Origin of the sequence: Spirillospora sp. CA-142024, from assembly GCF_050942325.1 — a bacterium.
Classification (GTDB): Bacteria; Actinomycetota; Actinomycetes; order Streptosporangiales; family Streptosporangiaceae; genus Spirillospora.
Window position 1 is genome coordinate 6,993,778 of record NZ_CP192077.1, and the last position, 24,929, is coordinate 7,018,706.

24 protein-coding genes are annotated in these 24,929 nt (G+C 72.7%); 15 read left to right on the plus strand and 9 right to left on the minus strand.

Going from position 1 to position 24,929, the window contains the following annotated elements; genetic code table 11:
* Nucleotide 1: 1 nt before the first annotated feature.
* Both ACQPZP_RS33015 and ACQPZP_RS33020 read right to left on the minus strand, forming a co-directional pair.
* Nucleotides 2-481 (minus strand): hypothetical protein, encoded by a 480-nt coding sequence (locus tag ACQPZP_RS33015; protein WP_433473604.1) that lies wholly within the window; start codon nt 479-481, stop codon nt 2-4.
* 42 nt (nt 482-523) lie between these two features.
* The gene (locus tag ACQPZP_RS33020) at nt 524-1,036 is read right to left on the minus strand and encodes an ATP-binding protein (protein WP_433473605.1); all 513 of its coding nucleotides are present in this window, start codon (nt 1,034-1,036) and stop codon (nt 524-526) included.
* 200 nt (nt 1,037-1,236) lie between these two features.
* On the opposite strand from ACQPZP_RS33020, the gene ACQPZP_RS33025 reads away from it, so the two are divergent.
* The 5 genes from ACQPZP_RS33025 to ACQPZP_RS33045 all read left to right on the plus strand — a co-directional run bounded on the left by ACQPZP_RS33025 (nt 1,237) and on the right by ACQPZP_RS33045 (nt 5,675).
* A complete protein-coding gene (locus ACQPZP_RS33025; protein ID WP_433473606.1) occupies nt 1,237-2,082 on the plus strand; it encodes a helix-turn-helix domain-containing protein in 846 nt (281 codons plus the stop codon).
* Nucleotides 2,079-2,279 carry a DUF397 domain-containing protein gene (locus tag ACQPZP_RS33030; RefSeq protein ID WP_433473607.1) on the plus strand — a complete coding sequence of 67 codons (201 nt, stop codon included), beginning with the start codon at nt 2,079-2,081 and terminating at the stop codon, nt 2,277-2,279. Before ACQPZP_RS33025 ends, ACQPZP_RS33030 begins: the two co-directional genes overlap by 4 nt.
* A gap of 154 nt (nt 2,280-2,433) precedes the next feature.
* Nucleotides 2,434-3,453: an LLM class F420-dependent oxidoreductase gene (locus ACQPZP_RS33035; protein ID WP_433473608.1), complete on the plus strand. Its 1,020-nt coding sequence runs from the start codon at nt 2,434-2,436 to the stop codon at nt 3,451-3,453.
* Nucleotides 3,454-3,548: 95 nt separating this feature from the next.
* The gene (locus ACQPZP_RS33040) at nt 3,549-5,204 is read left to right on the plus strand and encodes an acetolactate synthase large subunit (protein WP_433473609.1); all 1,656 of its coding nucleotides are present in this window, start codon (nt 3,549-3,551) and stop codon (nt 5,202-5,204) included.
* 48 nt (nt 5,205-5,252) lie between these two features.
* The gene (locus ACQPZP_RS33045; protein ID WP_433473610.1) at nt 5,253-5,675 is read left to right on the plus strand and encodes a hypothetical protein; all 423 of its coding nucleotides are present in this window, start codon (nt 5,253-5,255) and stop codon (nt 5,673-5,675) included.
* Between the two features lie 12 nt (nt 5,676-5,687).
* On the opposite strand, the gene ACQPZP_RS33050 is transcribed toward ACQPZP_RS33045, so the two are convergent.
* Together ACQPZP_RS33050 and ACQPZP_RS33055 are read right to left on the minus strand one after the other, a co-directional pair.
* A complete protein-coding gene (locus tag ACQPZP_RS33050) occupies nt 5,688-6,482 on the minus strand; it encodes a methyltransferase domain-containing protein (protein ID WP_433473611.1) in 795 nt (264 codons plus the stop codon).
* Between the two features lie 137 nt (nt 6,483-6,619).
* Entirely contained in the window at nt 6,620-6,838 is a 219-nt protein-coding gene (locus tag ACQPZP_RS33055) for a hypothetical protein (RefSeq protein WP_433473612.1), read from the minus strand.
* A gap of 678 nt (nt 6,839-7,516) precedes the next feature.
* Between ACQPZP_RS33055 and ACQPZP_RS33060 the strand changes: the two genes are divergently transcribed.
* The 4 genes from ACQPZP_RS33060 (at nt 7,517) to ACQPZP_RS33075 (ending at nt 10,564) form a co-directional block, all read left to right on the plus strand.
* A complete protein-coding gene (locus ACQPZP_RS33060; protein ID WP_433473613.1) occupies nt 7,517-8,707 on the plus strand; it encodes a sensor histidine kinase in 1,191 nt (396 codons plus the stop codon).
* Nucleotides 8,708-8,733: 26 nt separating this feature from the next.
* Nucleotides 8,734-9,381, plus strand: a complete 648-nt coding sequence (locus ACQPZP_RS33065; RefSeq protein ID WP_433473614.1) for a response regulator — start codon at nt 8,734-8,736, stop codon at nt 9,379-9,381.
* 77 nt (nt 9,382-9,458) lie between these two features.
* Complete coding sequence (locus ACQPZP_RS33070; RefSeq protein ID WP_433473615.1) at nt 9,459-9,791, plus strand: hypothetical protein; 333 nt, start codon at nt 9,459-9,461, stop codon at nt 9,789-9,791.
* A gap of 95 nt (nt 9,792-9,886) precedes the next feature.
* Nucleotides 9,887-10,564, plus strand: a complete 678-nt coding sequence (locus tag ACQPZP_RS33075; RefSeq protein ID WP_433473616.1) for a DUF4328 domain-containing protein — start codon at nt 9,887-9,889, stop codon at nt 10,562-10,564.
* Between the two features lies 1 nt (nt 10,565).
* On the opposite strand, the gene ACQPZP_RS33080 is transcribed toward ACQPZP_RS33075, so the two are convergent.
* The 3 genes from ACQPZP_RS33080 to ACQPZP_RS33090 form a co-directional block, all read right to left on the minus strand.
* On the minus strand, nt 10,566-13,934 hold the full coding sequence (locus ACQPZP_RS33080; protein ID WP_433473617.1) for a DNA polymerase III subunit alpha: 3,369 nt from the start codon (nt 13,932-13,934) through the stop codon (nt 10,566-10,568).
* Between the two features lies 1 nt (nt 13,935).
* On the minus strand, nt 13,936-14,211 hold the full coding sequence (locus ACQPZP_RS33085; RefSeq protein ID WP_433463304.1) for a DUF6504 family protein: 276 nt from the start codon (nt 14,209-14,211) through the stop codon (nt 13,936-13,938).
* Nucleotides 14,212-14,316: 105 nt separating this feature from the next.
* Nucleotides 14,317-14,589, minus strand: coding sequence for a hypothetical protein (locus ACQPZP_RS33090; protein ID WP_433473618.1), 273 nt, complete (start codon nt 14,587-14,589; stop codon nt 14,317-14,319).
* Between the two features lie 314 nt (nt 14,590-14,903).
* On the opposite strand from ACQPZP_RS33090, the gene ACQPZP_RS33095 reads away from it, so the two are divergent.
* The 4 genes from ACQPZP_RS33095 to ACQPZP_RS33110 all read left to right on the plus strand — a co-directional run bounded on the left by ACQPZP_RS33095 (nt 14,904) and on the right by ACQPZP_RS33110 (nt 19,848).
* Entirely contained in the window at nt 14,904-15,596 is a 693-nt protein-coding gene (locus ACQPZP_RS33095; RefSeq protein WP_433473619.1) for a TetR family transcriptional regulator, read from the plus strand.
* A gap of 80 nt (nt 15,597-15,676) precedes the next feature.
* Nucleotides 15,677-16,639 (plus strand): quinone oxidoreductase family protein, encoded by a 963-nt coding sequence (locus ACQPZP_RS33100; RefSeq protein WP_433473620.1) that lies wholly within the window; start codon nt 15,677-15,679, stop codon nt 16,637-16,639.
* A 121-nt stretch (nt 16,640-16,760) separates the two neighbouring features.
* The gene (locus ACQPZP_RS33105) at nt 16,761-18,065 is read left to right on the plus strand and encodes a DUF4389 domain-containing protein (protein WP_433473621.1); all 1,305 of its coding nucleotides are present in this window, start codon (nt 16,761-16,763) and stop codon (nt 18,063-18,065) included.
* A 94-nt stretch (nt 18,066-18,159) separates the two neighbouring features.
* The gene (locus tag ACQPZP_RS33110) at nt 18,160-19,848 is read left to right on the plus strand and encodes a serine/threonine-protein kinase (RefSeq protein WP_433473622.1); all 1,689 of its coding nucleotides are present in this window, start codon (nt 18,160-18,162) and stop codon (nt 19,846-19,848) included.
* Here the strand turns inward: ACQPZP_RS33110 and ACQPZP_RS33115 are convergent.
* Complete coding sequence (locus ACQPZP_RS33115) at nt 19,841-20,797, minus strand: alpha/beta hydrolase (RefSeq protein ID WP_433473623.1); 957 nt, start codon at nt 20,795-20,797, stop codon at nt 19,841-19,843. The genes ACQPZP_RS33110 and ACQPZP_RS33115 overlap by 8 nt on opposite strands.
* Before the next feature lie 115 nt (nt 20,798-20,912).
* Here ACQPZP_RS33115 and ACQPZP_RS33120 point away from each other — a divergent pair, with 115 nt between their 5' ends.
* Nucleotides 20,913-22,607 carry a serine/threonine-protein kinase gene (locus tag ACQPZP_RS33120; protein WP_433473624.1) on the plus strand — a complete coding sequence of 565 codons (1,695 nt, stop codon included), beginning with the start codon at nt 20,913-20,915 and terminating at the stop codon, nt 22,605-22,607.
* A gap of 4 nt (nt 22,608-22,611) precedes the next feature.
* Here ACQPZP_RS33120 and ACQPZP_RS33125 read toward each other — a convergent pair whose 3' ends face one another.
* Nucleotides 22,612-23,253 (minus strand): LysE family translocator, encoded by a 642-nt coding sequence (locus tag ACQPZP_RS33125; protein ID WP_433473625.1) that lies wholly within the window; start codon nt 23,251-23,253, stop codon nt 22,612-22,614.
* A gap of 133 nt (nt 23,254-23,386) precedes the next feature.
* Here ACQPZP_RS33125 and ACQPZP_RS33130 point away from each other — a divergent pair, with 133 nt between their 5' ends.
* On the plus strand, nt 23,387-24,925 hold the full coding sequence (locus ACQPZP_RS33130) for an ArnT family glycosyltransferase (RefSeq protein ID WP_433473626.1): 1,539 nt from the start codon (nt 23,387-23,389) through the stop codon (nt 24,923-24,925).
* The last annotated feature ends 4 nt before the right edge of the window (nt 24,926-24,929 follow it).

A 24,929-nucleotide genomic window follows, 5' to 3' on the forward strand; every position in this document is an offset into this window, starting at 1 on the left:
CCTACCGGGCCATTCGCCCGTACATGCCGACCATGCGTTCTCCTGCCGCGTCCACCAGCACGACCTGGGCGGCCACGGGGCTGGACGACATGCCGGCCATGTCCGCGGCGAGGCGCTCCAGTTCCACGGCCGCCCGGCGGCACAGTTCGCGTCCGCACGGCCCGAGCTTGCCGGCGCCCTGCCAGAGTTCGTAGACGTCCAGAACCCGGGGCGCCTCCGCCACCCGCCCCGCCAGGGCGGGCCCGCAGTCCATGTCCAGCGTGATCGATTCCAGGAGGCCCGCCGCACCGCCGAGGAACGCGGCCTGCTCCGCCATCCCGGCGACCATGACGACCTGCGCGAGACCGTCCTTGACCGCCGCGCGCAACCGCTCCGGCCCGATCGGGACGAAACACTCGTCCGGTACCTTCGGCAGCATCCGGCGGGCCGTCTCCCGCACGCCCTCGCCGTACAACACGAGCGTCCTGTCCGCGATGGTCACGCCGCACAGAATAGGCCGTCGCGGTGAGCCGCAGCGGGGGGGCTAGCCGGGGGACGGCACGCCGGTTCCGGGTACGGCGAACCAGACGGCCTTCCCGCGGACCGGCGGCCCGAGCCGGGAGAGCGTGCGCCGCAGGCCCCAGCGCCCGGAGGACAGCTCCCGGACGATGCTGAGCCCGCGCCCGCAGTCTCCGGACGTCCACGAGTAACCGGGCAGCCCCGCGTCGGCGAGCGCGTCGAAGACGGCGCAGCGGACCTCGCCCGCCGTGCCGTCGCCCATGTAGAGCCACAGCTCGTGCGGGCCGTGCTCACCGGCGTGCTGGTGCGCGTTCGTGGCGAGCTCGCTCACCATGAGCTGGGCGTCGGCGATCCCGTCCGGCGGCACGCCGAGCGAGGCGAGCGCGTCGTGCAGGACGCCGCGGGCGTGCCCGGCGCATCCCGGCCCGCCCGGCAGGGCCCACACCCAGCCAGGCGTTCCGTCGCCCGGGGCGTCGTCGCCACCGGCCGTCGTGTAGGCCTCGGTCTCCGCCGTCGGGTCGGCTGGGGTGCTCTTCACGGGTTCCTCCCGCGTCTGCGTGCTGCGTGCCCGGGGAGCGGCCGGCCGGTTCGTCACTATGAGTTCCCGGCCGGTCACGGATTCAAGCGTGTCGTGAGATTCTCACGATCGCAACACCCTTCACGGAATTGTTCTGCCCTTCCTGCCGTGTTCGTCAATCGCGTTGTGACGAGCCCGCGAAGTGGTAAGACTCCACACTCATGACCTACCGCCCCACCGTCCGTGGCCGCCGGCTCGCCCGGGAGCTCCGCAAACTGCGCGAGGAGCAGGGACTGACCCTGCAGGAGGTGGCGGATCGGCTCGACTGGTCGCGAGCCACCGTCTCCCGCCTCGAAACCAGCCAGACCCGCCCGAAGCCCGGCGACATCGCCGACATCCTCGACCTGTACGGCGTCCCGAGCCCGGATCGCGACGCGCTCATCACCCTGGCCCGGCAGGCGGGCCAGCGCGGCTGGTGGACGGCCTACCAGGACGTCTTCGCCGGCAGCTATGTCGCGCTGGAGGACGAGGCGTCCCACATCCGCACCTGGGACCCGCAGCTCGTGCACGGGCTGCTGCAGACCGAGCCGTACTCCCGGGCGGTGATCACGGCGGGCCGGCTGCTGCCCGGGCCGGAGGACATCGAGCGCCGCATCGCCGCCCGCAAGATCCGCCAGGCGCTCCTGGACCGTACCGACGCGCCGCGCCTGCACGTCATCTTCGACGAGGGCGTGCTGTACCGCCCGATCGGGGGCGAGAAGGTGATGCGGGCCCAACTGGACGCCCTCGCCACCGCCGTGGAGACCCGCCCATCCGTGACGATTCAGGTACTTCCGTATACAGCAGAGGCACATGCGGGCCTCGACGGACGTTTCACCATATTGTCGTATCCAGACCCCGCGGACCCCGATATCGCCTACGTAGAGGGCACCATGGGCGACGTTTACCTTGAGAGCGCCGAGGCAATAGCAAAACATAGGGATCGCTTCGATCGGATCGAGGCGGCCGCCCTGTCCCCCGAGGATTCCGCGCACCTCATCGCCGAGGCAGCTAGGAGCAGCCCGTGACCAACCTGCAGCGCGAACTCACCGGTGCCGTCTGGCGCAAGTCGTCCCGCAGCGGAAGCGGCGACCAGTGCGTCGAGGTGGCGCCACTGTCCCGCGACCTTCGCGCGGTGCGCGACTCCAAGGACCCCGCCGGCCCGGCCCTGGTGCTGACGCCGTCCGCCTGGCGGGGCCTGCTGAACGCGATCAAGGAGAGCTAGCAAGGGACGGCATGAGGGGCCGCGGCGAGCCACGCCGCGGCCCCTCGCCGTGCGCGGCGCTCCGGCGGGCCCCTGCCGGGCGCGCCGCGCCCCCTTCCAGAAAACTAGAACGTGTTCTAGTATCGCCGGTGCGTCGGCAACCGGAGGGTGGAACGTGACCGCGGAACTCAAGCTCGGCATCAACGTCGGCTACTGGCAGCGCGACCCCGACGACCAGACCGAGACGGTCCTGGCCGCCGAGCGCTGCGGCTACGACTCGGTGTTCACCGCCGAGGCGTACGGCTCGGACGCGTTCACCACGCTGGCCTGGTACGGCGCGCGCACGTCCCGGATCAAGCTCGGCACCGCCGTCGTCCAGCTGTCGGCGCGGACCCCGGCGGCCACCGCGATGCACGCGCTCACGCTGGACGCCCTGTCGGGCGGCCGGGTGATCCTCGGGGTCGGCGCGTCCGGCCCGCAGGTGGTGGAGGGCTGGTACGGGCAGCCGTTCCCGAAGCCGCTCGCCCGCACCCGGGAGTACCTCGACATCGTCCGGCAGGTGTGGCGCCGCGAGGCACCGGTGACCAGCGAGGGCCCGCACTACCCGCTGCCCTACCCGGGCGGGGCCGGCCTCGGCAAGCCGCTGAAGTCGATCGCCCACCCCGTCCGCCCGGAGATCCCCGTCTATCTGGGCGCGGAGGGCCCGAAGAACGTCGCGCTCTCCACCGAGGTCGCGCAGGGCTGGCTGCCGCTGTTCGTCGATCCGTCCCAGATCGACCCGGTCTTCGGCCCGTCGCTGGCGAACCGGCCGGACGGCTTCGAGATCGCCGCCACCGTCACCACGATCGTCACCGGGGACCTCGCCTCGGCGCTGGAGTTCGCCAAGATCCCGCTCGCCTTCTACATCGGCGGCATGGGCGCCAAGGACCGCAACTTCCACCTCGACCTGATCGGCCGGCTCGGCTACGCGGAGCAGGCCGAGCGCGTCCAGGAGCTGTTCCTGGACGGCCGCCGCGACGAGGCGATCAAGGCCGTCCCGGACGAGCTGGCCGACGCGATATCTCTCCTAGGCCCGCTCGGGCGGATCAAGGAGAGGCTCCAGCTGTGGCGCGACAGTCCCGTCACCACCCTCCTGATCGCCGGAGTGAGGGACGAGCCCACCCTGCGCGCCATCAAGGAGATGGCCGACGCCTGAGAGATCGACGACACATCGGCGCGAGGAATGGAGGCGGGAGCCCGGGTGCTGCACCAGGTACACCCAGGAGATACGCAGACTGGAGATGGGACACGATGTCCGCGCAGGAGGACGCCGCCCGGCTGCTCGTCAGGACCCTTGAGGCGGAGGGCGTCGAATACGTCTTCGGCATCCCGGGCGAGGAGAACATCCACTTCGTCAACGCGCTGAACGACTCGGCGATCCGCTACATCCTCGTCCGGCACGAGCAGGGCGCCGCGTTCATGGCCGAGATCTACGGCCGGCTGACCGGCAAGGCGGGCGTGGCGTCCGCGACGCTCGGCCCCGGCGCGATCAACCTGCAGCTCGGCGTCGCCGACGCCACCACCAACAGCACGCCCGTCGTCGCCATCTCGGCGCAGGTCGGCCTGGACCGCATCTACAAGGAGTCGCACCAGATCATCGACCTGGTCTCCCTCTTCCGCCCGATCACCAAGTGGTCGGAGCTCGCGCCCACCGCCGAGGCGCTGCCGGAGATGGTCCGCAAGGCGTTCAAGACCGCGCAGACCGAACGTCCCGGCGCCGTCTACCTGGCGATCCCGGAGGACGTGGAATCGGCGAAGGTCTCGGCCGGCCTCGGCCCGCTGCCGGTGAACGTCGTCCGGGCGCAGGAGCCGTCACCGTCGCAGATCGCCCGCGCCGCCGACGTGATCGCCCTCGCCCGCAGGCCGATCGTCCTCGCCGGCCACGGCGCGACCCGCGCCCGCGCGGGCGACGCCCTCGTGTACTTCTCCGAGCACCTCGGCCTGCCGGTCGCGACCACGTTCAACGGCAAGGGCGTCTTCCCCGACGACCACCGCAACGCCCTCGGCGCCGTGGGCTTCATGCGCCACGACTTCGTCAACTTCGGCTTCGACGAGGCGGACGTGCTGATCGCCGTCGGCTACGAGCTGCAGGAGTTCGACCCGGTCAAGATCAACCCGGCCGCGGACAAGAAGATCATCCACATCCACCAGTCGCCCGCCGAGGTCGACGACCACTACCCGGTCGAGGTCGGGATCCAGGGCGACATCTCCCGGACGCTCCGCGCCCTCGCCGACTCCGTACACCGCCGCTTCGACGTAAACGGCACTGGCCGGAAGATCCGGCAGATGCTCCGCGAGGAGCTCGCCGAGGGCGCCACCGAGGACGGCCACCCGCTCTCCCCGCGCCGCATCGTCGCCGACGTCCGCGCCGCCATGGGCCGCGGCGACATCGTCCTCGCCGACACCGGCGCGGTGAAGATGTGGATGGCGCGCCTGTACCCGACCTACGAGCCGAACACGCTGCTGGTCTCCAACGGCCTGTCGTCCATGGGCTTCTCCGTCCCGGGCGCGATCGCCGCCAAGCTCGCCCACCCCGACCGCAAGGTCCTGGCCGCGACGGGCGACGGCGCGTTCCTGATGAACTCCCAGGAACTGGAGACGGCCGTCCGCGAGAACATCCCGATCACCGTGCTGATCTGGGACGACTCGGCCTACGGCCTGATCGAGTGGAAGATGGACCTCGAACTCGGCCGCAGCTCCAACATCAGGTTCGGCAACCCCGACTTCGTCCGGTACGCGGAGAGCTTCGGCGCCCGCGGCTACCGGATCGAGTCCGCCGGCGAGCTGCTGCCCACCCTCCGCAAGGCGCTCGCCGACGACACGGTCTCCGTGATCACCGTCCCGGTCGACTACTCCCACAACCTCCGGCTGACCGACAAGCTGGGCGACCTGACCGACCCCTTCTGACCACGACCCGGCACGCCGCCGGTGGCCCGATGGGCGATCATGAATGGGGTGTCGGCCACATCGCGGCTTCGTCGCCCCGTCCACATCGCGTGCCTCGTCGTCGCCTGCGTCATGGGCCTGCTCACCGTCGTCTGGGGCGGCGGGGCGGTGGCCGCCTGGGCGGGCCAGAAGGGCAAGGCCAGGGCGACGGCGCGGGTACTGGAAAGCGTCGGCACCCGTTCGTCCGGGCACCTCGTGGTCGAGTTCACCGTACGCGACGGTCACACAGTGAAGGCGGAGGACAACCGCCGCGGCTGGCCTCGGAAGGCCGTGCGGGGAGCCACGGTCGAGGTCGTCTACGCCACCGAGGACCCGGCGGGCGACGTGGCGCCGTTCCAGGACGTGGGCGGGTCCTTGCCCGTGGTGGCGTTCTTCGCGGTCGCGGCGGTCCTGTCGGGCCTCGCCGCCCACCGCACACGTGCCCGCGCGTAGGCCCGGGGCCGCTCAGGCGCGGCAGATGACCTCGCCGTGGGTCACCGAATACCAGCCGTCCTCGGCGGCGGCCCATGCCTTCCAGCCTTCGTAGACGCGCTGGAGCTCGGCCCGGGTGGCGTGGCCGCCGGCCACGGCGTGGTCCGCGACCAACGATCTGACCAGGCGGCCGCCCCAGGATTCGCTCCACCATTCGCGTTCCTCGGGAGTGGCGTAGCACCACGCACCGGCGGAGGCGGTGACGTCGGTGAACCCGGCGGCGCGGGCCCAGGAGACCAGCCGGCGGCCGGCGTCGGGCTCGCCGCCGTTGCCGCGCGCCACCTTGTAGTAGATCGGCAGCCAGGAGTCCATGCCCGGCGGGTCCGGGTACCAGATCATGGTGCCGAAGTCGGCCTCGCGCGCGGCGACGATGCCGCCGGGCCGGGTGACGCGGCGCATCTCGCGCAAAGCCTGGATCGGGTCGGTGATGTGCTGCAGGACCTGGTGGGCGTGGACGACGTCGAAGGTGTCGTCGGGGTAGTCCAAGGCGTGGACGTCGGCGACCGCGAACTCGACGTTGTCCAGGGCGGCCGTGTTCTTGCGGGCCTCGTCCAGGACGGTCGCGGCGGAGTCTGCGGCGACGACCCTGCCCGGCGCCACGCGTTCGGCCAGCCCGGCGGTGATCGTGCCGGGGCCGCAGCCGACGTCCAGCACCGACAGGCCCGGACGCAGGTGCCCGATCAGGTATGCGGCGGAGTTCTCGACCGTGCGCCACTGGTGGGCGCTCAGCACGCTCTTGTGGTGGCCGTGGGTGTAGGTCGCGTTCATCGGGTCACCTTTCTGTGTCCGGTGTCCCCACGGTACGACGGCTTCTCATAATTTGAGAACTGGGTATCAATATACGAGACGCACGGGCATGAGAAAGGGGATCGAGGCGTCGCCTCGATCCCCTTCTCAGCGAGTCGTCAGGCGGCCGCGACGGCGACGCGGCGGGCGGGCAGGGGCCGGACGGCCGGAACCGGCCGCACGGGCAGGGCCTCGATCTCGGCCAGCGGACCGGAGGTCTCGGCGTAGGCGTTCAGCGTCGCATGGGAGAGCCCGGTGAGCCACGGCTCCACGACGGTCCGTTCGGCGGGCCCGTTCAGCCGCGGGTGAGAGAGATGGAACGTGCCGGTCGCCTTCATGCCAACACCCCTTCCATGAACCTGGCGGGCCCGCGCCTGTGCGGATGCCACCGGTTGTCACATACCCCTAGGTACGTCGTTACAAGCCACTTGGTTCGACACCTGTTCCCGGGTGTCTCCCAAGTCACAAGGTCAACGGTATGCAGCACCTCTGACATTTTCGAACGTTTATTCGGCTGCTTGGGACACGGAGCCGGGCCGGGCGGCGCGCCGTCCGGGCGCTCGGACGGCCGACCGCGTGCCGGGCCCGTGCACTGCGATGGCTTGAGCCGATGCACTTCGGTCTGAGTTGCCCGGTTGGCCGTTGTCCGGACGGTGGCCAGTGGGTGTGCCAACAAGGGTGTGCCCGGTCCACTCGTGAAAAACGAAACGGAGACCGATATGAAGCTCGGCATTGTCGCGTTCGGTGGCGACGAGCACGGGAAGGGCAAGGACGGCGAGGGCGACGGCGGCAGCGGCACCGGCGACGGCAAGCCCCACCCGCAGAACGTCCTGTAGTCCATCAGCCTCAGCGAGACTCAATCAGGAGCGGCCCCCCGGGGCCGCTCCACCTTTTTGTGGGCTGAGGGTGCGCGCGGCACCGGCCGGGCTGCATCGGGCACAGGTCGGGCCCCGGCGGCCCGCCATCGGCCGAATGGTCGATCCGCTGGTCGGCAACGGGTCGTACCCTCCTTGAACGTGAGCGACGTCGGGGCACGGCTGGACCGCATCCACTCGGTGGGCGGCTGCGTGCTGCGCGCCGCGTACGCCGGGTTCGCGGGCCTGTACCTGCTGGCCTGCGTGGTCGCCTCGCTCAGTGACGCGGCCGCCCTGTGGATGGTCGTCGTCGCGGCCGTGGCCAACGTCGCGGCGATCTCCGGGCGGCGGTTCGTCGTGTGGGCGGCCGGCGCCGGGACGCTGTCGGCGTTCAGCACCCTCTACCTCGGGACGGCGGTCCGGCCCGACTTCGGCGCCCCGAGCCTGTTCGCGGAGATCGGCGGCCTGCTGATCGTCCTCGCCCGGATCGTCTGGAAGGCGCGCCGCGAGCAGCTCGTCCCGATCGCGGTGCTGCTCGGGGTGGCGATCCTGGCGACACCGCTGCGCTGGTCGGTGATCGCGGCGGCGCTGTTCACCGCGCCGCTCGGCATCACGGTGGCGATCGCGCTCGGCGTCGGCCTCTACCTGCGGGCGCTGGACGCGCGGCGGGCCCGGTCACTGGCGGCGGCGCGGCGGGACGAGCGGCTGGAGCTGGCCCGTGACCTGCACGACTTCGTCGCCCACCATGTGACGGGCATCGTCGTCCAGGCGCAGGCGGCGCGGTTCGCGGCGCAGTCGGGGGCGGGGCAGACGCAGGAGCAGCTCGACCAGATGTTCGGCGGGATCGAGAAGGCCGGCACCGAGGCGCTCACCTCGATGCGGCGCATGGTCGGCCTGCTGCGGGACGCCCAGAACGTCAACGCGCCGGACGGGGACGCAGTCGCCGACGGCGGCTCCACCACCCGTCCCGTCGGCGACCTCGCGCAGCTCCAGGAGCTCGTCGAGGGGTTCACCCACCCGCCCGCCGCGCTGGCGCTGGCGCCCGGTCTCGGCACGCTGCCGCCCGAGGTGGCGGCGTCGGCGCACCGGGTCGTCCAGGAGGCGCTGACCAACATCCGCAAGCACGCCGCGGACGCCGCGAGCGTGCGGGTCACGGTCGCGCGCGTCGGCCGGGACGTCGAGGTGGCGGTGCGGGACGACGGCCGGGGGCGCGGCCGGCGGCTGCCGTCCGGCGGGTTCGGGCTCACCGGGCTGTCCGAGCGGGTCGGCGCGCTCGGCGGGCGGCTGCGCGCCGGGCCGCGGCCGGAGGGCGGCTGGGAGGTCGTCGCCGTGCTGCCGGCCGGGGACGGCTGATCCGGATTGCTGACACAATCGGCTCCGTGGCCATCCGCGTACTGATCGCCGACGACCAGGAGATGGTCCGGACCGGGTTCCGGATGATCGTCGACTCGCAGCCCGACATGGACGTGGTCGGGGAGGCCGCCGACGGCGCCGAGGCCGTCGCGCTGGCCCGCCGGCTGCGGCCCGACGTGTGCCTGTTCGACATCCGGATGCCGCGGATGGACGGCCTGGAGGCGACCCGCGCGCTGGCCGGCCCGCACGCGGAGGACCCGCCCCGCATCGTGATCGTCACGACCTTCGACATGGACGAGTACGTGTACGGGGCGCTGCGCGGCGGCGCGGTCGGGTTCCTGCTGAAGGACAGCGGTCCCGCGCTGCTGGTGGAGGCCGTCCGCGCGGCGGCGAACGGCGGGTCGCTGGTGTCGCCGTCCATCACCGTCCGGCTGCTGGAGCACCTGGCGAGGCCGCCCGCGCGGCCCGTCCCGCCGCGCGAGCCGCTCACCGGCCGGGAACTGGACGTGGTCAGGCTCCTCGCGCGCGGCCGGACGAACGAGGAGATCGCCGGGGAGCTGTTCGTGTCGCTGTCCACGGTGAAGACGCATCTCGGGAGCGTCTCCCGCAAGCTGGACACGCGGAACCGGGTCGCGACGGCCGCGTGGGCGTGGGAGTCGGGTCTCATGACCTGATCCGCGGAACGGCACGGCACGACGGGGGAACGCGGGGAGGCACGGCACTGGCACCGGAGTCGCTGAACGGGCTGCCCGTGACCGTGCTGGTCGCGTGGCTGCTGTGCGCCGCCGGCTGGGGGGTCGTCCTCGCGGGCCTGCGCAACGGCCTGCACGGACCGTCCCGCGGCCCCGCCCTGTTCGCGCACACGGTGACCCCGGCGGGCGTGATCCTGCTCTTCGCCCTCATCGGCTTCGGGTCGCTGTACGCGACGATCGCGCTGGCCGCCGAGTGGTGGGCGCTGCTGGCCGTCACCGGTCTCCGCCCGGAACGGCTGCTGTCGACGGGCGGCCTCGGGCGCCTCGCCGCCTGGGCCGCCGTCACCGCGGCCGCGACCTACGCCGCCACACGGCTCGTGTTCCAGGTGTGACGATCCGGTAAGAGCCCGAACCCGCGTTGGGCCGCGTAAGTCAAACGTACGTAGTATCCGAAGCAGCGAACCGTAAAGGCCCAGGGAGGTGGATCATGCCGTGTGCGCTGTGCGGCGACATCATCCCGACCGAGGTCGACCGGTGCCCGGCCTGCGGCGCGTGGGCGCGGCGCCGCGACTTCCGCGCCGTCGGCGTGGCCGTCTTCATGCTGCTCGGCTTCAACGCGTTCGTCGCCCTCGGTTCGGGGATCAGCCTGCTCAGGCTCGCCCATCCGCTGCGGGAGGCGACGCACGACAGCTATGACGCCGCCGCGACCGGCAGGGCCCTCGCCCCCTACACGGACGTGTTCACCATCGGCGCGATCATGGCCGCCGTCACCGGCCTGCTGTACCTCACGTGGCTGTGGCGCGCGTTCCGGCAGTCGCCCGGCCCGCACCGGCACCACCGCGCCTGGGTGCTGCTCGGCTGGTTCCTCCCGGTCGTCAACCTGTGGCTGCCGCCCCGGATGGTCTACGAGGTGTGGGTCAACAGTGGCCGGTACCGGACGGCCGAACGCCAGGCCGCCGGGGTCGTCGTCGCCGGCTGGTGGGCGTGCGCCCTCCTCGGCCTCGTCCTCGGCCGCGTGTTCACGCACGGCAGCGTCGACACCCTCGCCGACGCCCGCTTCGACGTCCACATAGGCGTCGCCGCGGCCGCCTTCCAGGCCCTCGCCGCCGCCCTCTGCATGGCCACCGTCTTCCAGATCACCCGCATCCAGATAGCGCGCGACTGACCTAGGGGACGGGGCCGGAGCTGCCCTGGCTGGTGTGCCAGAGAGGTGTTCTCGGGGGGCGTTTGACGGCCGGGCCCGCGTGGTCGACGTCGGAGTACGGGGACATCGCGAAGCCGGTGGGCTGGACGATGCGGCGGCCCACCGGGCGGCCGCGGCCGGGCGTCGCCGCCATGGCGGCGCGGGCGGCGTCCGGGCCGCCGCGGCGCCACTCCTCGTACAGGGTGTTCAGGTCCCAGCAGCCGTACGCGGTGATCGACACGGCGCGGGCCCCGGCGCGGCGGAGCCGGCCGCGGGCGACGAGCAGCCATGAGCCGAAGACCGTGGCGGCGCACCTGTCCTGCACCGACTCGAAGAACGTGAGGTCGACCGGGCCGGTCGCGTCGTCCAGCGTGGCGAAGATGACGCGCTGGCCCGACCTGACCGCCGGGGTCTGCGTCGCGACCTTGACGCCGGCGACCAGGACGTCGCTCTTGTCGGGACGTCCCGGCAGGTCGGCGGCGCGGACGACGCCGAGCCCGGCGAGCAGCCCGTCGTAGAAGGTCATGATGTGCCGGCTCACGTCCATGCCGAGGATGTCAAGCTCCGCCTCGACGACCTCGGCGGGCGTCATCGGCGGCAGCCCACCGGCCGGGATCTCCGCGGCCAGGGCGGCCTCCATGACCGACGGCGCCGACGGCGCCCCGTCGCCGTCCTCGTGGCCGAGCGGCAACTGCCCCTCGGCGACCCGCCCGGGACGGACGGTGAGGCGGTCGAGGGCGCCCACCCGGCAGAGCAGGTCGCGGCGCGGGACACCGTCGTGGACGGCGTCGAACGCGCCGGCCAGCACGAGCCGCTCGACGGTCGGGCGGGACACCCGGGCGCGGCGCCAGAAGTCGGTCAGCGACGTGTACGGACGAGCCGCGGCGATCCTTTCGACCTCGGCGTCGGAGATGCCCCTGACCTCGCTCAGCGCGACCCGGATCCCGGTCGCGCCGCCCGCGGGGACGGGCTCGGCGTGCCAGTCCGCCGCCGACCGGTTGACGTCCAGCGGAAGGATCGGGACGCCGAAATGCCGCGCGTCGTCGAGGATGACCCGCTTGGGGTACATGCCGGGATCATGGGTGAGGACCCCGGCGTAGAACGCGGCCGTGTGGTGCCGTTTCAGCCAGGCCGACTGGTAGGTGGGCAGCGCGAACGACGCGGCGTGGGCCTTGCAGAAGCCGAACGCGCCGAACGCGGTCAGCGTCCGCCAGACGCGTTCGACGGACGGCTCGTCGTAGCCGCGCGCCAGCGCCCGCTCGCGGAACCAGGCGCCGACCACGGCCTGGCCGCGCTCGTGGTTCAGGCTCCGCCGCGCCGCCTCCGCCTTGGACAGGCCGCAGCCCGTCATCACGTCGAAGACGCGGAGCACCTGCTCGTGGAAGACCACCACGCCGAGGCTCTCCCGCAGCACCGGTTCGAGATCGGGATGGGGGTAGGCGGGCTCCCGGAGCCCGGCGCGCGCCTCCAGGAACGGCGACACCATGTCGGAGTTGACCGGGCCGGGGCGGAACAGCGAGATGTCGATGACGAGGTCGTCCAGGTCGCGCGGCTGGAGCCGGCCGATCAGCTCCCGCTGGCCGGGCGACTCGATCTGGAAGCAGCCGAGCGTCCGGGACGTGCGGACCAGCGCGTACGTCGCGGGATCGTCGCGCGGGACGTCCTCCAGCGCGATCTCCTCCCCCGTCACCCGGGCGACCTCCGCCACCGCGTGCGCCATCGCCGACTGCATCCGGACGCCGATGACGTCGAGCTTCAGCAGCCCCATGTCCTCGACGTCCTCCTTGTCGAACTGGCTCATCGGGAACCCGGCGGCGGCCTGCTCGACCGGCGTCCGGTCGAGCAGCGTCGGGTTCGACAGCAGGACGCCGCACGGGTGCATGGCGATGTGGCGGGGCAGGCCGTCCAGGCGTTCGGCGATCCTGAACAGCACCTCCAGCCGTCCCGCCGCCAGGTTGCTCTGCCGCAGCTCCGGGAGGTCCTCCAGCGCCGCCCGGATCTGGCTCGCCCTGATCCGCGGGAACGCCTTGGCGATGGCGTCGATCTCGTGGGGCGGGAGCCCGACGGCGTTGCCGACGTCGCGGAGCGCGCTGCGCGCCCGGTAGGTCTCCATCATCGACACGCACGCCGTGCCGTCGGTGCCGAACCGGTCGAACAGCGCCTCGTACGCCTCCAGCCGGCGGGCCGATTCCACGTCGAGGTCGATGTCGGGCAGCCCTTCGCGGCTGTCGGCGAGGAACCGCTCCATCACGAGGTCGTGCCGCAGCGGATCGAGGTCGCCGATGCCGAGCAGGTGGTTGACCAGGCTGCCCGCGCCCGAGCCGCGGATCGCGCACCGGATGCCGCGCTCCCGGATCAGCGCGGCGGCGTCGGCGACCGTGAGGAAGTACGACGCCAGCCCCTTGCGCGCGATCACCGCCAGCTCGCCGTCGAGCCGCGCGGCCGCCTCGCGGGACCCGGCGAGCCCGCGCCGGGCCATCCCGTCCGCGCACCGGGCGACGAGCCGGGCGTGCGGGTCGCCGTCGAAGTCCGGCAGGTGGACGTCGTCCATCCCGAGGTCGCGGCCGGGGTCGAGGACGCAGCGCTCCGACAGCCGCCGGGTGGCCGCCAGCAGCGCCTCGGCCTCCTCCGGGCCGCAGCTCAGCTCCGCGACCCGGCGCATCTCGGGGATCGGCTTCAGGTACGCCTGCCCGCTCTGGTCGTCCAGGTGCCGCCGGTCCAGCGGGACGAGTCGGCGCGTCACGTCCAGCACCTGCGCGACCGGGTGGTCGGCCGGATCCAGGTAGCGGACGGCGTTGCCCAGCACCGCGGGCACCCTGGCCTCGCGGGCGAGCGCGAGCATCCGCGCCGCCCGGGGCCCGTCGCCCCTGGCCCGCAGGTCGACGATCTCGATCACGGTCTCGGCCGTCCGGCGCCAGGCGTCCAGCCGCGCCGCCGCCACGTCCGGCCGCCGCCCGGTGACGGCCCGGCCCACGTCCGAGGCGGGGCCGAGCAGGACGGTGAGGCCCTCGGCGTGCGCGCCGACCATCTCCCGCGTGACCAGCGGGTCGCCGCGCCGGCCCGCCGCGTGCGCGGCCGTCACCAGCCGGCAGAGCGACCGCCATCCGGCGCGCCCCTCGGCGAGCACCACGATTCGCTCCTCGCCGGTGGAGGCGACCTTGAGGTCGGCGCCCACGAGCGCCCCGATGCCCACGTCCGCACATGACCGAACGTGACGGACGGCGCCGTACAGGCCGTCCCGGTCGGTCAGCGCCAGCGTCTCCATGCCGAGGCTCGCCGCGCGCTCCGCCAGCGCCGCGGGCGGCGCGACGCCGAACCGAAGCGAATAGGACGAAGCGACATGAATATGCACGTCAGTCCCATACCCGGGAAAGCAGCCAGCTGTCGGCCGCCACGTCATAACGCAGCTCATAGACGCCGATCTCCCGGTCCGGGGTCGCCTCGACCCGCCAGAACTCCCGCTCACCGGTGGCCTCGCCGTCGGGCTCCTGCTCCCGCCACCAGTCACGGGTCGTGACCCAGTGCTCCAGCACCCGCCGGACGGTGTGGAGCCGGCCACGCCAGACGAACCGGACCGGACGCCCATCGCTCACCCAGACGTCCACCGGATCGCCGAACACGCGTGTCATCTGCCTCCCCCTCGCGCTCACCGCACGGGGGAAGAACATGCGGACGTTCGAACAAACGTTCGCGTCCGAGTCTAGGGAACCCTCCGGCCGGGGAGCAAGGCGGGGTCAGCCGAGGAGCGCCGCGAGCCGGTCGGCCACCTCGGAGAGCCGGGTGACGTCGGCCATGCCGCCGCCGGGCCACAGGTAGAACCAGCCGTCGCCGGACGGGGTGGCGACGACCATGACATGGCGCCCGGTCCGCACGCCGTAGACGGCGAGCAGGGACTCCTCGGGACCGGCGAACCTCCAGGCGAGGCCGCGGGACTCGACCTCGTACGCGAGCGCCGCGAGGTGACGCCGCCGCACCTCGGCGATGTCCCGCCCACCCACTACAGACACATCAGCCGCCTCAGCAGGTCCGAGCCGCCGCGATGACCTTGGGCGAGTATCCGGCGACGATTGGTGACCGCTCCTCAGCATGGCCCGAAACCCGCGGCTGCGCAGGGGGAATCCGGAGAGTGGGACGGCTGTTTCACGCCCCGCCGGGGGAATGGTCCGCGACGGAGGCGCGGCGCGGCGAGCGCGGATGCGCCAATCGCGGCGGACGGTCTTCCGGCCGCCGGAACGTACCGTGCATGTAGGAGCCCCGTCCGTGATAAAAGCCTCTGTGAGACGGGCACAGCCCCCGTCAGGCAGACAGAAGGAGCGAGCCGATGAGCGCCGTCCCCGCCGGCGACCCGTCAGGCCACACACACGACCGTGCCCACGAGCGTGCCCACGAGCAGGGCCCCGCCCTGACCGGGCTCCGCGAGCGCAAGAAGCAGCGGACCCGGCTCGCGCTCATCGACGCGGCCCTCGACCTGTTCCTCGCCAAGGGATACGAGGCCACGACGATCGACGAGATCGTGGCTGCGGTGGAGGTGTCGCAGCGGACGTTCTTCCGCTACTTCGGCACCAAGGAGGACGTCGTCACGAACTTCCTCACCGAGCACGACCAGGTGCTGGTGGAGGCCCTGGCGGCCCGCCCTCCGGACGAGCCTCCCTTCACCGCGCTGTTCGAGTCGCTGCGCGTGCTGCTGCGGACGATCGCCGAGAGCGACCCGGCCCACGGCGTCCGGTTCCGCCGCGTCCGGCAGGTGATCGAGGCGACGCCGGCGCTGATGGCGGCGCAGATGGCCCGGTACTCGGCGTCGGCGGAGGCGCTCGCCGTCGAGATCGCGCGCCGCGAGGGCGTCGACATGGAGCAGGACCTGCGCCCGCGGATCGTCGTCTCGTTCTACCTGGCGGCGGTCAAGGTCGCGTTCGAGGACTGCGCCCGCCGCGACATCTGGGACGCCGGCACGGTCGCCGCCCGGGTGGAGGAGGCCGTGGCGCTCGTCGCCCGGACGATGCGCGACTGGGTCTGATCGTCCCCCCGGTGGAATAGCCCGCGGCTACGCCCGGTTTTCCGGATCGTCCGCGTCGACCGACCGTCAGGAGAACTCACATGCGCGCGATCGTCATCACCCGCAGCGGCGGACCCGAGGTGCTGGAGCCGGCCGAGCGTCCGGAACCGGAGCCGGGGCCGGGCGAGGTGCTGATCGACGTCGCGGCGGCCGGGGTCAACTTCATCGACGTGTACTACCGGACGGGCCGCTATCCGCAGGAGCTTCCGTACACGCCGGGCGTCGAGGCGGCGGGGACGGTCGCGGCGGTGGGCGACGGCGTCCGGGAGTTCTCCGCGGGCGACCGCGTGGCCTGGGCCAACGTGCAGGGCGGCTACGCGGAGAAGGCCGTCGTCCCGGCGGACAAGGTCGTCCCGGTCCCGGACGGGGTCGGGCTCGACGACGCGGCGGCCTCCTTGCTGCAGGGCATGACCGCGCACTATCTGACCCGGTCGACCTACCCGGTCCAGGAGGGCGACACCGTCCTCGTGCACGCTGCGGCGGGCGGGATGGGCCTGCTGCTCACGCAGGCGGTCAAGGCGCTCGGCGGCAGGGTCCTCGCGACGGCGTCCACCCCGGAGAAGGAGAAGCTCGCGAAGGACGCCGGCGCGGACGTCACGATGGGCTATGAGGGCTTCACCGACCGGGTCCGGGAGCTGACCGGCGGCGAGGGCGTCGCCGTCGTCTACGACGGTGTCGGAGCGCCCACCTTCGACGGGAGCCTCGCGAGCCTCCGCCGGCGCGGCACCCTGGCCCTGTACGGGGCGGCCGGCGGCGCGGTGCCGCCGTTCGACCCGCAGCGCCTCAACGCGGCCGGCTCGGTGTACCTGACGCGGCCGTCCCTCGTCCATTTCATCGAGAAGCGCGAGGAGCTGCTGGAGCGCGCCGCCGACGTCTACGGCTGGGTGAAGACGGGAGAAGTGAAGGTCCATGTCGGGCACCGCTACGACCTCGCCGACGCCGGGACCGCGCACGCCGATCTGGAGGCGCGCCGGAGCACCGGCAAGCTCCTGCTGATCCCCTGACCGTCCCGCCGGTCCCTCTTCACAGACGTTGTCGGGGTGTGGAGATCGTCTACCCGCGGCGGACCCGCCTGCTCCCCTAGGCTGGGGGCGGAGAGACGATCTTCCGAGGAGCCCGCCCCCCATGACGACCACCGCCGCCGTACCCCTGGAGCAGGACGAACCGCGCGTCCTCGGCCCCTACCGCCTGCTCGGGCGGCTCGGCCGCGGCGGCATGGGCACCGTCTACCTTGGCGCCGAGCCGGACGGGCGGCGCGTCGCGGTGAAGGTCGTCAACCGGGAGCTGGCCGGGGAGCCGGCGTTCCTCACCCGGTTCCGCCGCGAGGTGACCGCCGCGCGGCGCGTCCACCGGTTCTGCACCGCGCCCGTGATCGACGCCGAGCTCGACCAGGACCCGCCGTACATCGTCACCGAGTACATCGACGGGCCGAGCCTGGAGAAGGCCGTCCGCGCCAAGGGGGCGCTGCCCGGCTCCGACCTGGAGGGCGTCGCGGTCGGGGTCGCCACCGCGCTCGCCGCCATCCACGGCGCCGGGATCGTGCACCGCGACCTCAAGCCCGCCAACGTCCTGCTGTCGTCCACCGGACCTCGCGTCATCGACTTCGGCATCGCCCGCGCCCTCGACGCCCCGGACGGCCCCACCCGCACCGGCCAGTTCGTCGGGACGCCCGCCTACATCGCGCCCGAGGTGCTGCGGGGCGAGCCCGTCGAGCAGGCGTCGGACGTGTTCGCATGGGGCTGCGTCGTCGCCTACGCCGGGACCGGACGTCCCCCCTTCCACGGCACGACGGTCGCGGAGACGTTCCGCCGCATCGAGCGCGACGAGCCCGACCTCGCCGGCCTCGACCCGCGGCTGCGCGACATCGTCGCCGCCGCGCTCGGCAAGGACCCGCGCGACCGGCCGACCGCGCGGCAGCTCCTCACCCGGCTCGTCGGGCAGGAGAAGGCCGACCTGGAACACGCCGCGGAGACGATCTCGGCGTCCTGGCAGGGGCCGGCCCCGGAACCGGCGCCCGGGCCCGCCCCGGCCGCCGGGCGGGCGCCGCATGCCGAGGTTCCGGAGCCGCGGCCCGCCCCCGAGGCGGCCGCGCCGGCGCCGGCCCCGCCCGCCCCGGCCGAGCCGACGGTCATGGTCGACCTGCCGTTCCCGGACGCCTGGCACGGCCCGCGACGCTGGTTCACCCTGCTCAGGGGCCTGCTGGTGATCCCGCACCTGGCCGTCATGCTGGCCATGTACGCGGCACTGGTGATCGTGATGCTGCTCAGCTGGCTCGTGATCCCGTTCACCGGGCGGTACCCGCGCGCCCTGTACGGGCTGGTCGTCGGGTGCCAGCGATGGTCCAGCCGGGTCGTGGCGTACGCCTTCGGGCTCACCGGCGAGAAACTCCCGCCGTTCCGCACTCTCCCGCGCGCCCGCCGAACGCAGTGACGACCGTCCTCCAGCCCCCCACCCACCGCCATTCAAAGGACGAGGCCCGCTAGGGTTCTACCGCGAAGACTCCCCGATTCCCACCTTCAGGATCATGATGACCACGCACGCAGGAGAGAACGGCGACGCCCTGCGCCCCGAGGACCCCGTGGAACTCGGGCCCTACCGGCTGACCGGACGCCTCGGCCGGGGCGGCATGGGGACGGTCTATCTCGGCGAGGACGGCGCCGGGCGCCGGGTCGCCGTGAAGGTGATCAACCGGGAGCTGGCCGGGGAGGCCGCGTTCCGGGACCGGTTCCGCCGCGAGGTGACGGCCGCGCGGCAGGTCCGCCGGTTCTGCACCGCGCCCGTGATGGACGCCGAGCTCGACCGGGACCCGCTGTACGTCGTCACCGAGTACATCGAGGGCCCGAGCCTGGAGAGCGCCGTCGCCGAGCGCGGCCCGCTGCCCGGCTCCGACCTGGAGGGGCTCGCGGTCGGGGTCGCCACCGCGCTCGCCGCCATCCACGGCGCCGGGATCGTGCACCGCGACCTCAAGCCCGCCAACGTCCTGCTGTCGTCCACCGGGCCCCGCGTCATCGACTTCGGCATCGCCCGCGCCCTCGACGCCGCCGACGGCCCCACCCGCACCGGCCAGTTCGTCGGGACCCCGAACTACCTGCCGCCCGAACTGCTGCGCGGCGAGCAGGTCACCCCCGCGTCCGACGTGTTCTCGTGGGGCTGCGTCGTCGCCTACGCCGGGACGGGCAGCGCCCCGTTCGCGGGCAACACCGTCCCGGAGATCTTCTACCGCGTCGCGCACGACCAGCCGAGGCTGGAGGGGCTCGACCCCGGCCTGCGGGACGTGGTCGCCGCCGCCCTCGACAAGGACCCGCGGAACCGGCCGACCGTCCAGGACCTGCTCGGGCGGCTCGTCGGCAACGGGACGACCGACCCGGCGACGCTCGCCCAGACCGTCCAGGCGAGCTGGCACGGCACCCCGAACGACCCGGCCGCGCAGGCACGGGCCGGTCAGGCCGCGTTCCAGCAGACCGCCCGGTTCGCCGGCGAGACGACCCGCCAGGACCCGCGCCCCGCGGCCGGGCCGGGGATCCCGCGCCGCCCGCTGATCATCGCGGGCGCGGCGGTCGCGGCGCTGGCCGTGCTCGCCGTCGTCGCGTTCCTCGTCCTGCGCCCCGGCGGCCCGCCCGGCAAGCTGGCGACGACGTTCAGCGACGACTTCTCCAACACCGAATCCGGCTGGGGATCCTTCCCGAACCAGTACGACTACCAGAACGGCAGATACCGGATCCAGACCGACGACTCCACCAGCTCGGTGGGGCGGGACGTGCCGAAGGACGAGTTCGCCCCCGACCCGATGCTGGCCACGGTCACGGCCAGCGTCGGGCAGAGCCCCGCCGACGGCAAGTACGGTCTGACCTGCCGCTCGACCGAGAACGGCGACAACGAGTATATGTTCCTGGTCCGCCACGACGGCAAGGGGGCGACCGTCCGCAAGATCACCAAGGACCGGGGCACCAAGGAGCTGGCCAACCCGGATTCCGTCCCCGGATTCTCCGGAGACGGGCCGAACAAGCTGCAGATCGCCTGCGAGAGCGGCGAGGACGGCAAGCAGGTCCGGCTCCGGCTCTGGGTGAACGGCTCGCGGGTGATCGACGCCACCGACGACGACCAGCCGCTCGGCAACGGCAAGGCCGGCCTGGAGGTCGAACGGGGCGGCAACCCCGCGCAGCAGACCGTCGTCGACTTCGACGACTTCGACCTGTCGAAGATCCTCAGCTAGCGGGCAGGTAGCCGTTCGTCCAGCGGGTCAGCTCCGCGAAGACCTGCGCGCGGACGGGCTCGGCCGACAGCACCAGGTCGTGCAGGCCGCCGTCGATCCGGACGAGCGTGACGTGCCGCCCGATCCGGGGCGCCCACCGCGCCATGTGCTCGACGTCCAGGACGGCGTCGGCGCCCGTCACGTCCAGCACCCTGCGGGTCGGGCGCACGCTGCGGGTCGACGCCATGACCAGCACCGGAACGTCGACGTCCAGGCCGCGCTGCAGGCGCAGCTGGCCGCGGCGCACGGCCGCCAGCCACGCCGCCCGCACCGGGAACCCGAGAATCGGCTTCCACCCGAGGTCGAAGTCCCATTCGCCCTCGTGGTCGCGGTGGATGCTGCGCGGATACCGGTCGGACACGCCCGCCGGCAGCTTCGCCTTCGGGAAGCGGGGGCGCAGCGCCCGCGCCAGACCGGCGCCGACCTTGCGCAGCACCAGCGGCTCGGCGAGGTCCACGAACGGGCTGTTGAGGAACAGGCCGTCCACGAGGCCTTGGCCCTTGACCTTGTCGGCCCACAGCGCGGCGACCAGGCCACCGGTGGAGTGGCCGTTCAGCAGCAGGGTGTCGTGGCCGTCCACGTCCCGGACGATCCGGACGGCCTCGTCGATCTCGGGGAAGTAGTCGGACAGGCTCTCGACGTAGTTCGGGGTCTGGTGCGGACGCAGTGAGCGCCCGTACTTGCGCAGGTCCAGGGCGTAGAAGTCGAAGCCCTGGTCGACGTAGAAGTCCGCGAGATGCTTCTGGAAGAAGTAGTCGACGAACCCGTGGACGTACAGGACGGCGCGGCGGGACGGATCGGTGCCGCGCCTCCGCACGAGCGTCGCCACGACCTCGCCCTCGGCGTCCCGGCCCATCGGCAGCTCGATCGCCTCGTATCCGGGGCCGAGCACGTCCGCCGTCACGTCCATATTTCCTCCCGCAATGCGCCGAACTGATGCCCTTTGCACGAACGTCAAAGAGACTGACCGTAGGACAGACTGAACCACAAAAAGAGCCCTCCGCCCCCCGGGAGTGAGTCGAGTCATGCAGGCGCCCCTTCGTGACCGTGACCCGCGCCTGCTCGGCCCGTACCGCCTCACCGCCCGGCTCGGCCGCGGCGGCATGGGCACCGTCTACCTCGGCGAGGACGAGGCGGGAGAGCAGGTCGCGGTCAAGGTCATCAATCCGGAACTCGCCGACGACGAGGCGTTCCACGAGCGGTTCCGGCGCGAGGTGACGGCGGCGCGGCAGGTCCGGCGGTTCTGCACCGCCGCGGTGCTGGACGCCCGGCTGGACGGCGACCCCCTGTACGTGGTCACCGAGTACGTCACCGGTCCGGCGCTGGACGAGGCCGTCAAGGAGAACGGGCCGCTGCGCGGCGGCGACCTGGAGGCCCTCGCGGTCAACATCGCGACGGCGCTGGGCGCGATCCACGGCGCCGGGATCGTGCACCGCGACCTCAAGCCGTCCAACGTGCTGCTGTCCCCGACCGGGCCGCGCGTGATCGACTTCGGCATCGCCCGCGCGCTGGACACCGCGGACGGCCCGACCAAGAGCGGCCAGTTCGTCGGCACCCCCGCCTACATCGCGCCGGAGCTGATGCGCGGCGAGGAGATCACCCCGGCCGCGGACGTGTTCTCGTGGGGCTGCGTCGTCGCCTACGCGGGCACGGGACGCGCCCCGTTCGGCGGCGGGACCCTCCCGGAGACGATCAACCGGGTCACGGGCGGCGAGCCCGACCTGGACGGTCTCGACCCCGCCGTCCGCGACCTCGTGACGCGGTCGCTGGCAAAGGATCCGCTGGAGCGTCCGGCGGTGAAGCAGCTGATCCGGGAGCTGACCGGCGAGGACGAGCCGCCCGCGACACCGCCCACGGTCGTCCTCCCCACGCCCGCGCCCGAACCGGAGCCGGAGCCTGCGCCCGCGGCGGGCGTTGATTCCGTGCCGCCGACGCGGCCCGCGGGCGAGACGACGCGTCCGGTCGACATGGTGAGTCCGGCGTCTGCGGCGGTTCCTGCGAAGGCGCGGCGCTCGTACCGGAACCATGGACTGCTCATCGTCGCCGTGGGCGCGGTCGTCGGCGTCTCCACCGTGATCGGAGCCGTCAACCTGCCCGGCGGCGACCGCACTCCCGACGACCCCGAGACCACGGCGGCCGCGGATCTCAGCGGCGGGCCGCCCGACGTCAAGGACGAGGTCTTCGACGACAAGTTCAGCGACGAGGACTCCGGTTGGACGAAGGCCGCCACGCCCACCGGGGACGCGGCCTACCGCGACAAGAAGTACGTGCTGCGCGTCCTCCCCACGACGACGCAGACGATGGCCGACGCGCCGGCCGAAGAGATCCCAGGCTCCCAGCTCATCGAGGTCAAGGTCTCACCGGGCGCCGGCGGCGAAGCGGGGGTCTTCTGCCGGGGCCGCGGCGGCTACGCCTTCCTCCTCGCCCCGGACGGGCGGGCGCGCATCGCCAAGCTGGGCGCCGCCGAGCCGAAGACGGTGACGACCGGCACCGTCCCCGGGCTCCGCGACGGCGAGAACCGGTTGCAGGCCGCGTGCGTCGAGCGCGGCGGCGACAACATCGACCTCGCCATGTGGGTGAACGGCAAGCCGGTCGCGTCCTCCGCCGCCGCCGCGCAGGACGACGCCCGGAGCTGGAGCGGTCTGGTCGTCGTCCGCCCCGGGAACGCCAAGGGATCGCCGGAGGCGGCCTTCGACGACTTCTCGATCTGCTCGATCTGAGGGTTCAGTCCTTGCGGCCCGTCGCGGCGACGGCGACGCCGAGGCCGATCATCATCAGGCCGCCGGTGCCGCCGATCGCGGCGAGGCGGCGCGGCGACCGCGCGAACCAGGCGCGGGCCGTCCCGGCGGCGAGGCCCCACACGCTGTCGCACAGCAGCGCGATGAACGTGAAGATCAGCCCGAAGACCATCATCTGCAGGGCGACGTGCCCGTTCTCGCGGACGACGAACTGCGGCAGCACGGCGGCGAAGAACACGGTCGTCTTCGGGTTGGTGACGCCCACCACGAAGCCCTGCCAGAGATCACGGCCGCGGCTCCCCGCCTCCGAGCCGGTCTCGCCGATCGCCTCCTGCAGCGAACGCCGGTGCCGGAACGCCTGGACGCCGAGGTAGAGCAGGTAGACCGCGCCCGCCAGCTTCAGCGCCGTGAACACGACCACGGACCGTTCCACGATCGACCCGACGCCGAACGCGACGGCCAGGGTCAGCAGCAGGGCGCCGATCTCGTTGCCGACCACGCTCGTCAGCGCCGTCCGGCGGCCGTGGGCGAGGGCGCGGCCGACCACGAAGAGCACCGTGGGACCGGGGATCACGATGATGGCGAGCGCCATCGCGGAGAAGGCCAGCAGTTGATGCGTCGACACCATGGACCGCACGGTACGCGTGCCGCGCCGGTCCGCCCACCGATTTTCCGCCCGGTCCGCAGCCCTGGGCAGGTGTCCGAGGCCGGTCGGGCCGGAGATCGTGACTTGCCGCACAGGGTCGGCTTAGGTTCGGATCATGTCGGCACCTGCCCCCGCGGCGTCCGGTCCCGCCGAGATCATCGATTCCGGCGACGCGCCGGCGCCCGCCTGGAGGCCGGTGCTGCTGCTGGCCGCTGCCCTCGGCGTCGTGCTGCTGGCGGTCAGCGCCCGGTACGGCTACCACCGCGACGAGCTGTACTTCCGGGTGGCCGGGCGCCACCCCGCCTGGGGATATCCCGATCAGCCGCCGCTGATGCCGCTGATGGGCCGGGCGGTGACGGCGGTGTTCGGCGACTCGCTCGTCGCGCTGCGCGTGCCCGCCGCGCTGTTCGCCGCCGCCGGCGTGGTGGCCGCCGCCCTCACGGCGCGCGACATGGGCGGCGGACGCCGCGCTCAGCTGCTCACGGCAGGGGCCTACGCCGTCTGCCCGTTCGCGGTCGCGGTCGGCCACGGCTTCTACACCGCGACGCTCGACCTGCTCCTGTCGACCACGATCGTGTGGCTCGTGGTCAGGTGGGTGCGCACGCGCGACTCCCGGCTGCTGCTCGCCGTCGGCGTCGTGACGGCGCTGGTGCTGAACGTGAAGTACCTGGCCGCGTTCCTGCTGCTGGCACTGCTCGCAGGAATGCTGCTGTCGGGACCGCGCGAGTTCCTGCGGCGCCCGATGCTCGCCGCCGCGGTGCTGATCGTGATCGCGGCGGTCGTCCCGGGGCTGGCCTGGCAGGCCGGCCACGATTGGCCGCAGATCGACATGGCGGACGCGATCGCCGGCAAGGGCGACTTCGGCGGGCGGCCCGGGTTCGTCCCGTTCCAGATCCTGCTGACCGGCGGGCTCATGTCCTGGCTGTGGATCTACGGGCTGTGGCGGACGTACCGGTCGGACGAGCTGCGGCCCTTCCGCTTCCTCGGGCACGCGTACCTGCTGCTGAACGTCGTGTTCCTCATCACCGCCGGGAAGCCGTACTACCTGAGCGGGCTGTGGGCGGCGCTCTGGGCGGCGGGCGCCGTCGAGATCGAGCGGAACGGCGCGCCGCGGGGCTGGGGCTGGGCGGCGTCCCTCCCGGTGTACGCGCTCACCGGGATCACGACCGTGCTGCTGACGCTGCCCGTCTACCCGGTGGAACGGCTGGCCGACACGCCGCAGCCCGCGATCAACGCGGACTCGGCCGAGACCGTCGGCTGGCCCCGGTTCGCCGCGCAGGTCGCGCGCGTCCATGCCGCGCTGCCCCCTGACGAGCGGGCCGCCGCGACGATCGTCGTCTCCAACTACGGCGAGGCGGGGGCGCTCGACAAGTACGGGCCCCGCTTCGGGCTACCGCACGCGTACAGCGGGCACAACGGGTACTGGTATTTCGGGCGTCCGGCCGACACCGGCGGGCCGACGATCGTGGTGGGGCCGGATGATGTCGCCGAGGGCGCGCAATTGCGGCGGTTCTGGACGGACGTCCGTCCGGTCGGCCGGATCGACAACGGCGTCGGGCTCGACAACCAGGAACAGGGCAAGCCCATCTGGGTCTGCCGGGGGCAGCGCGGACCGTGGGCGAAGCTGTGGCCCGAGTTCAGGCGGCTGTCATGACGGG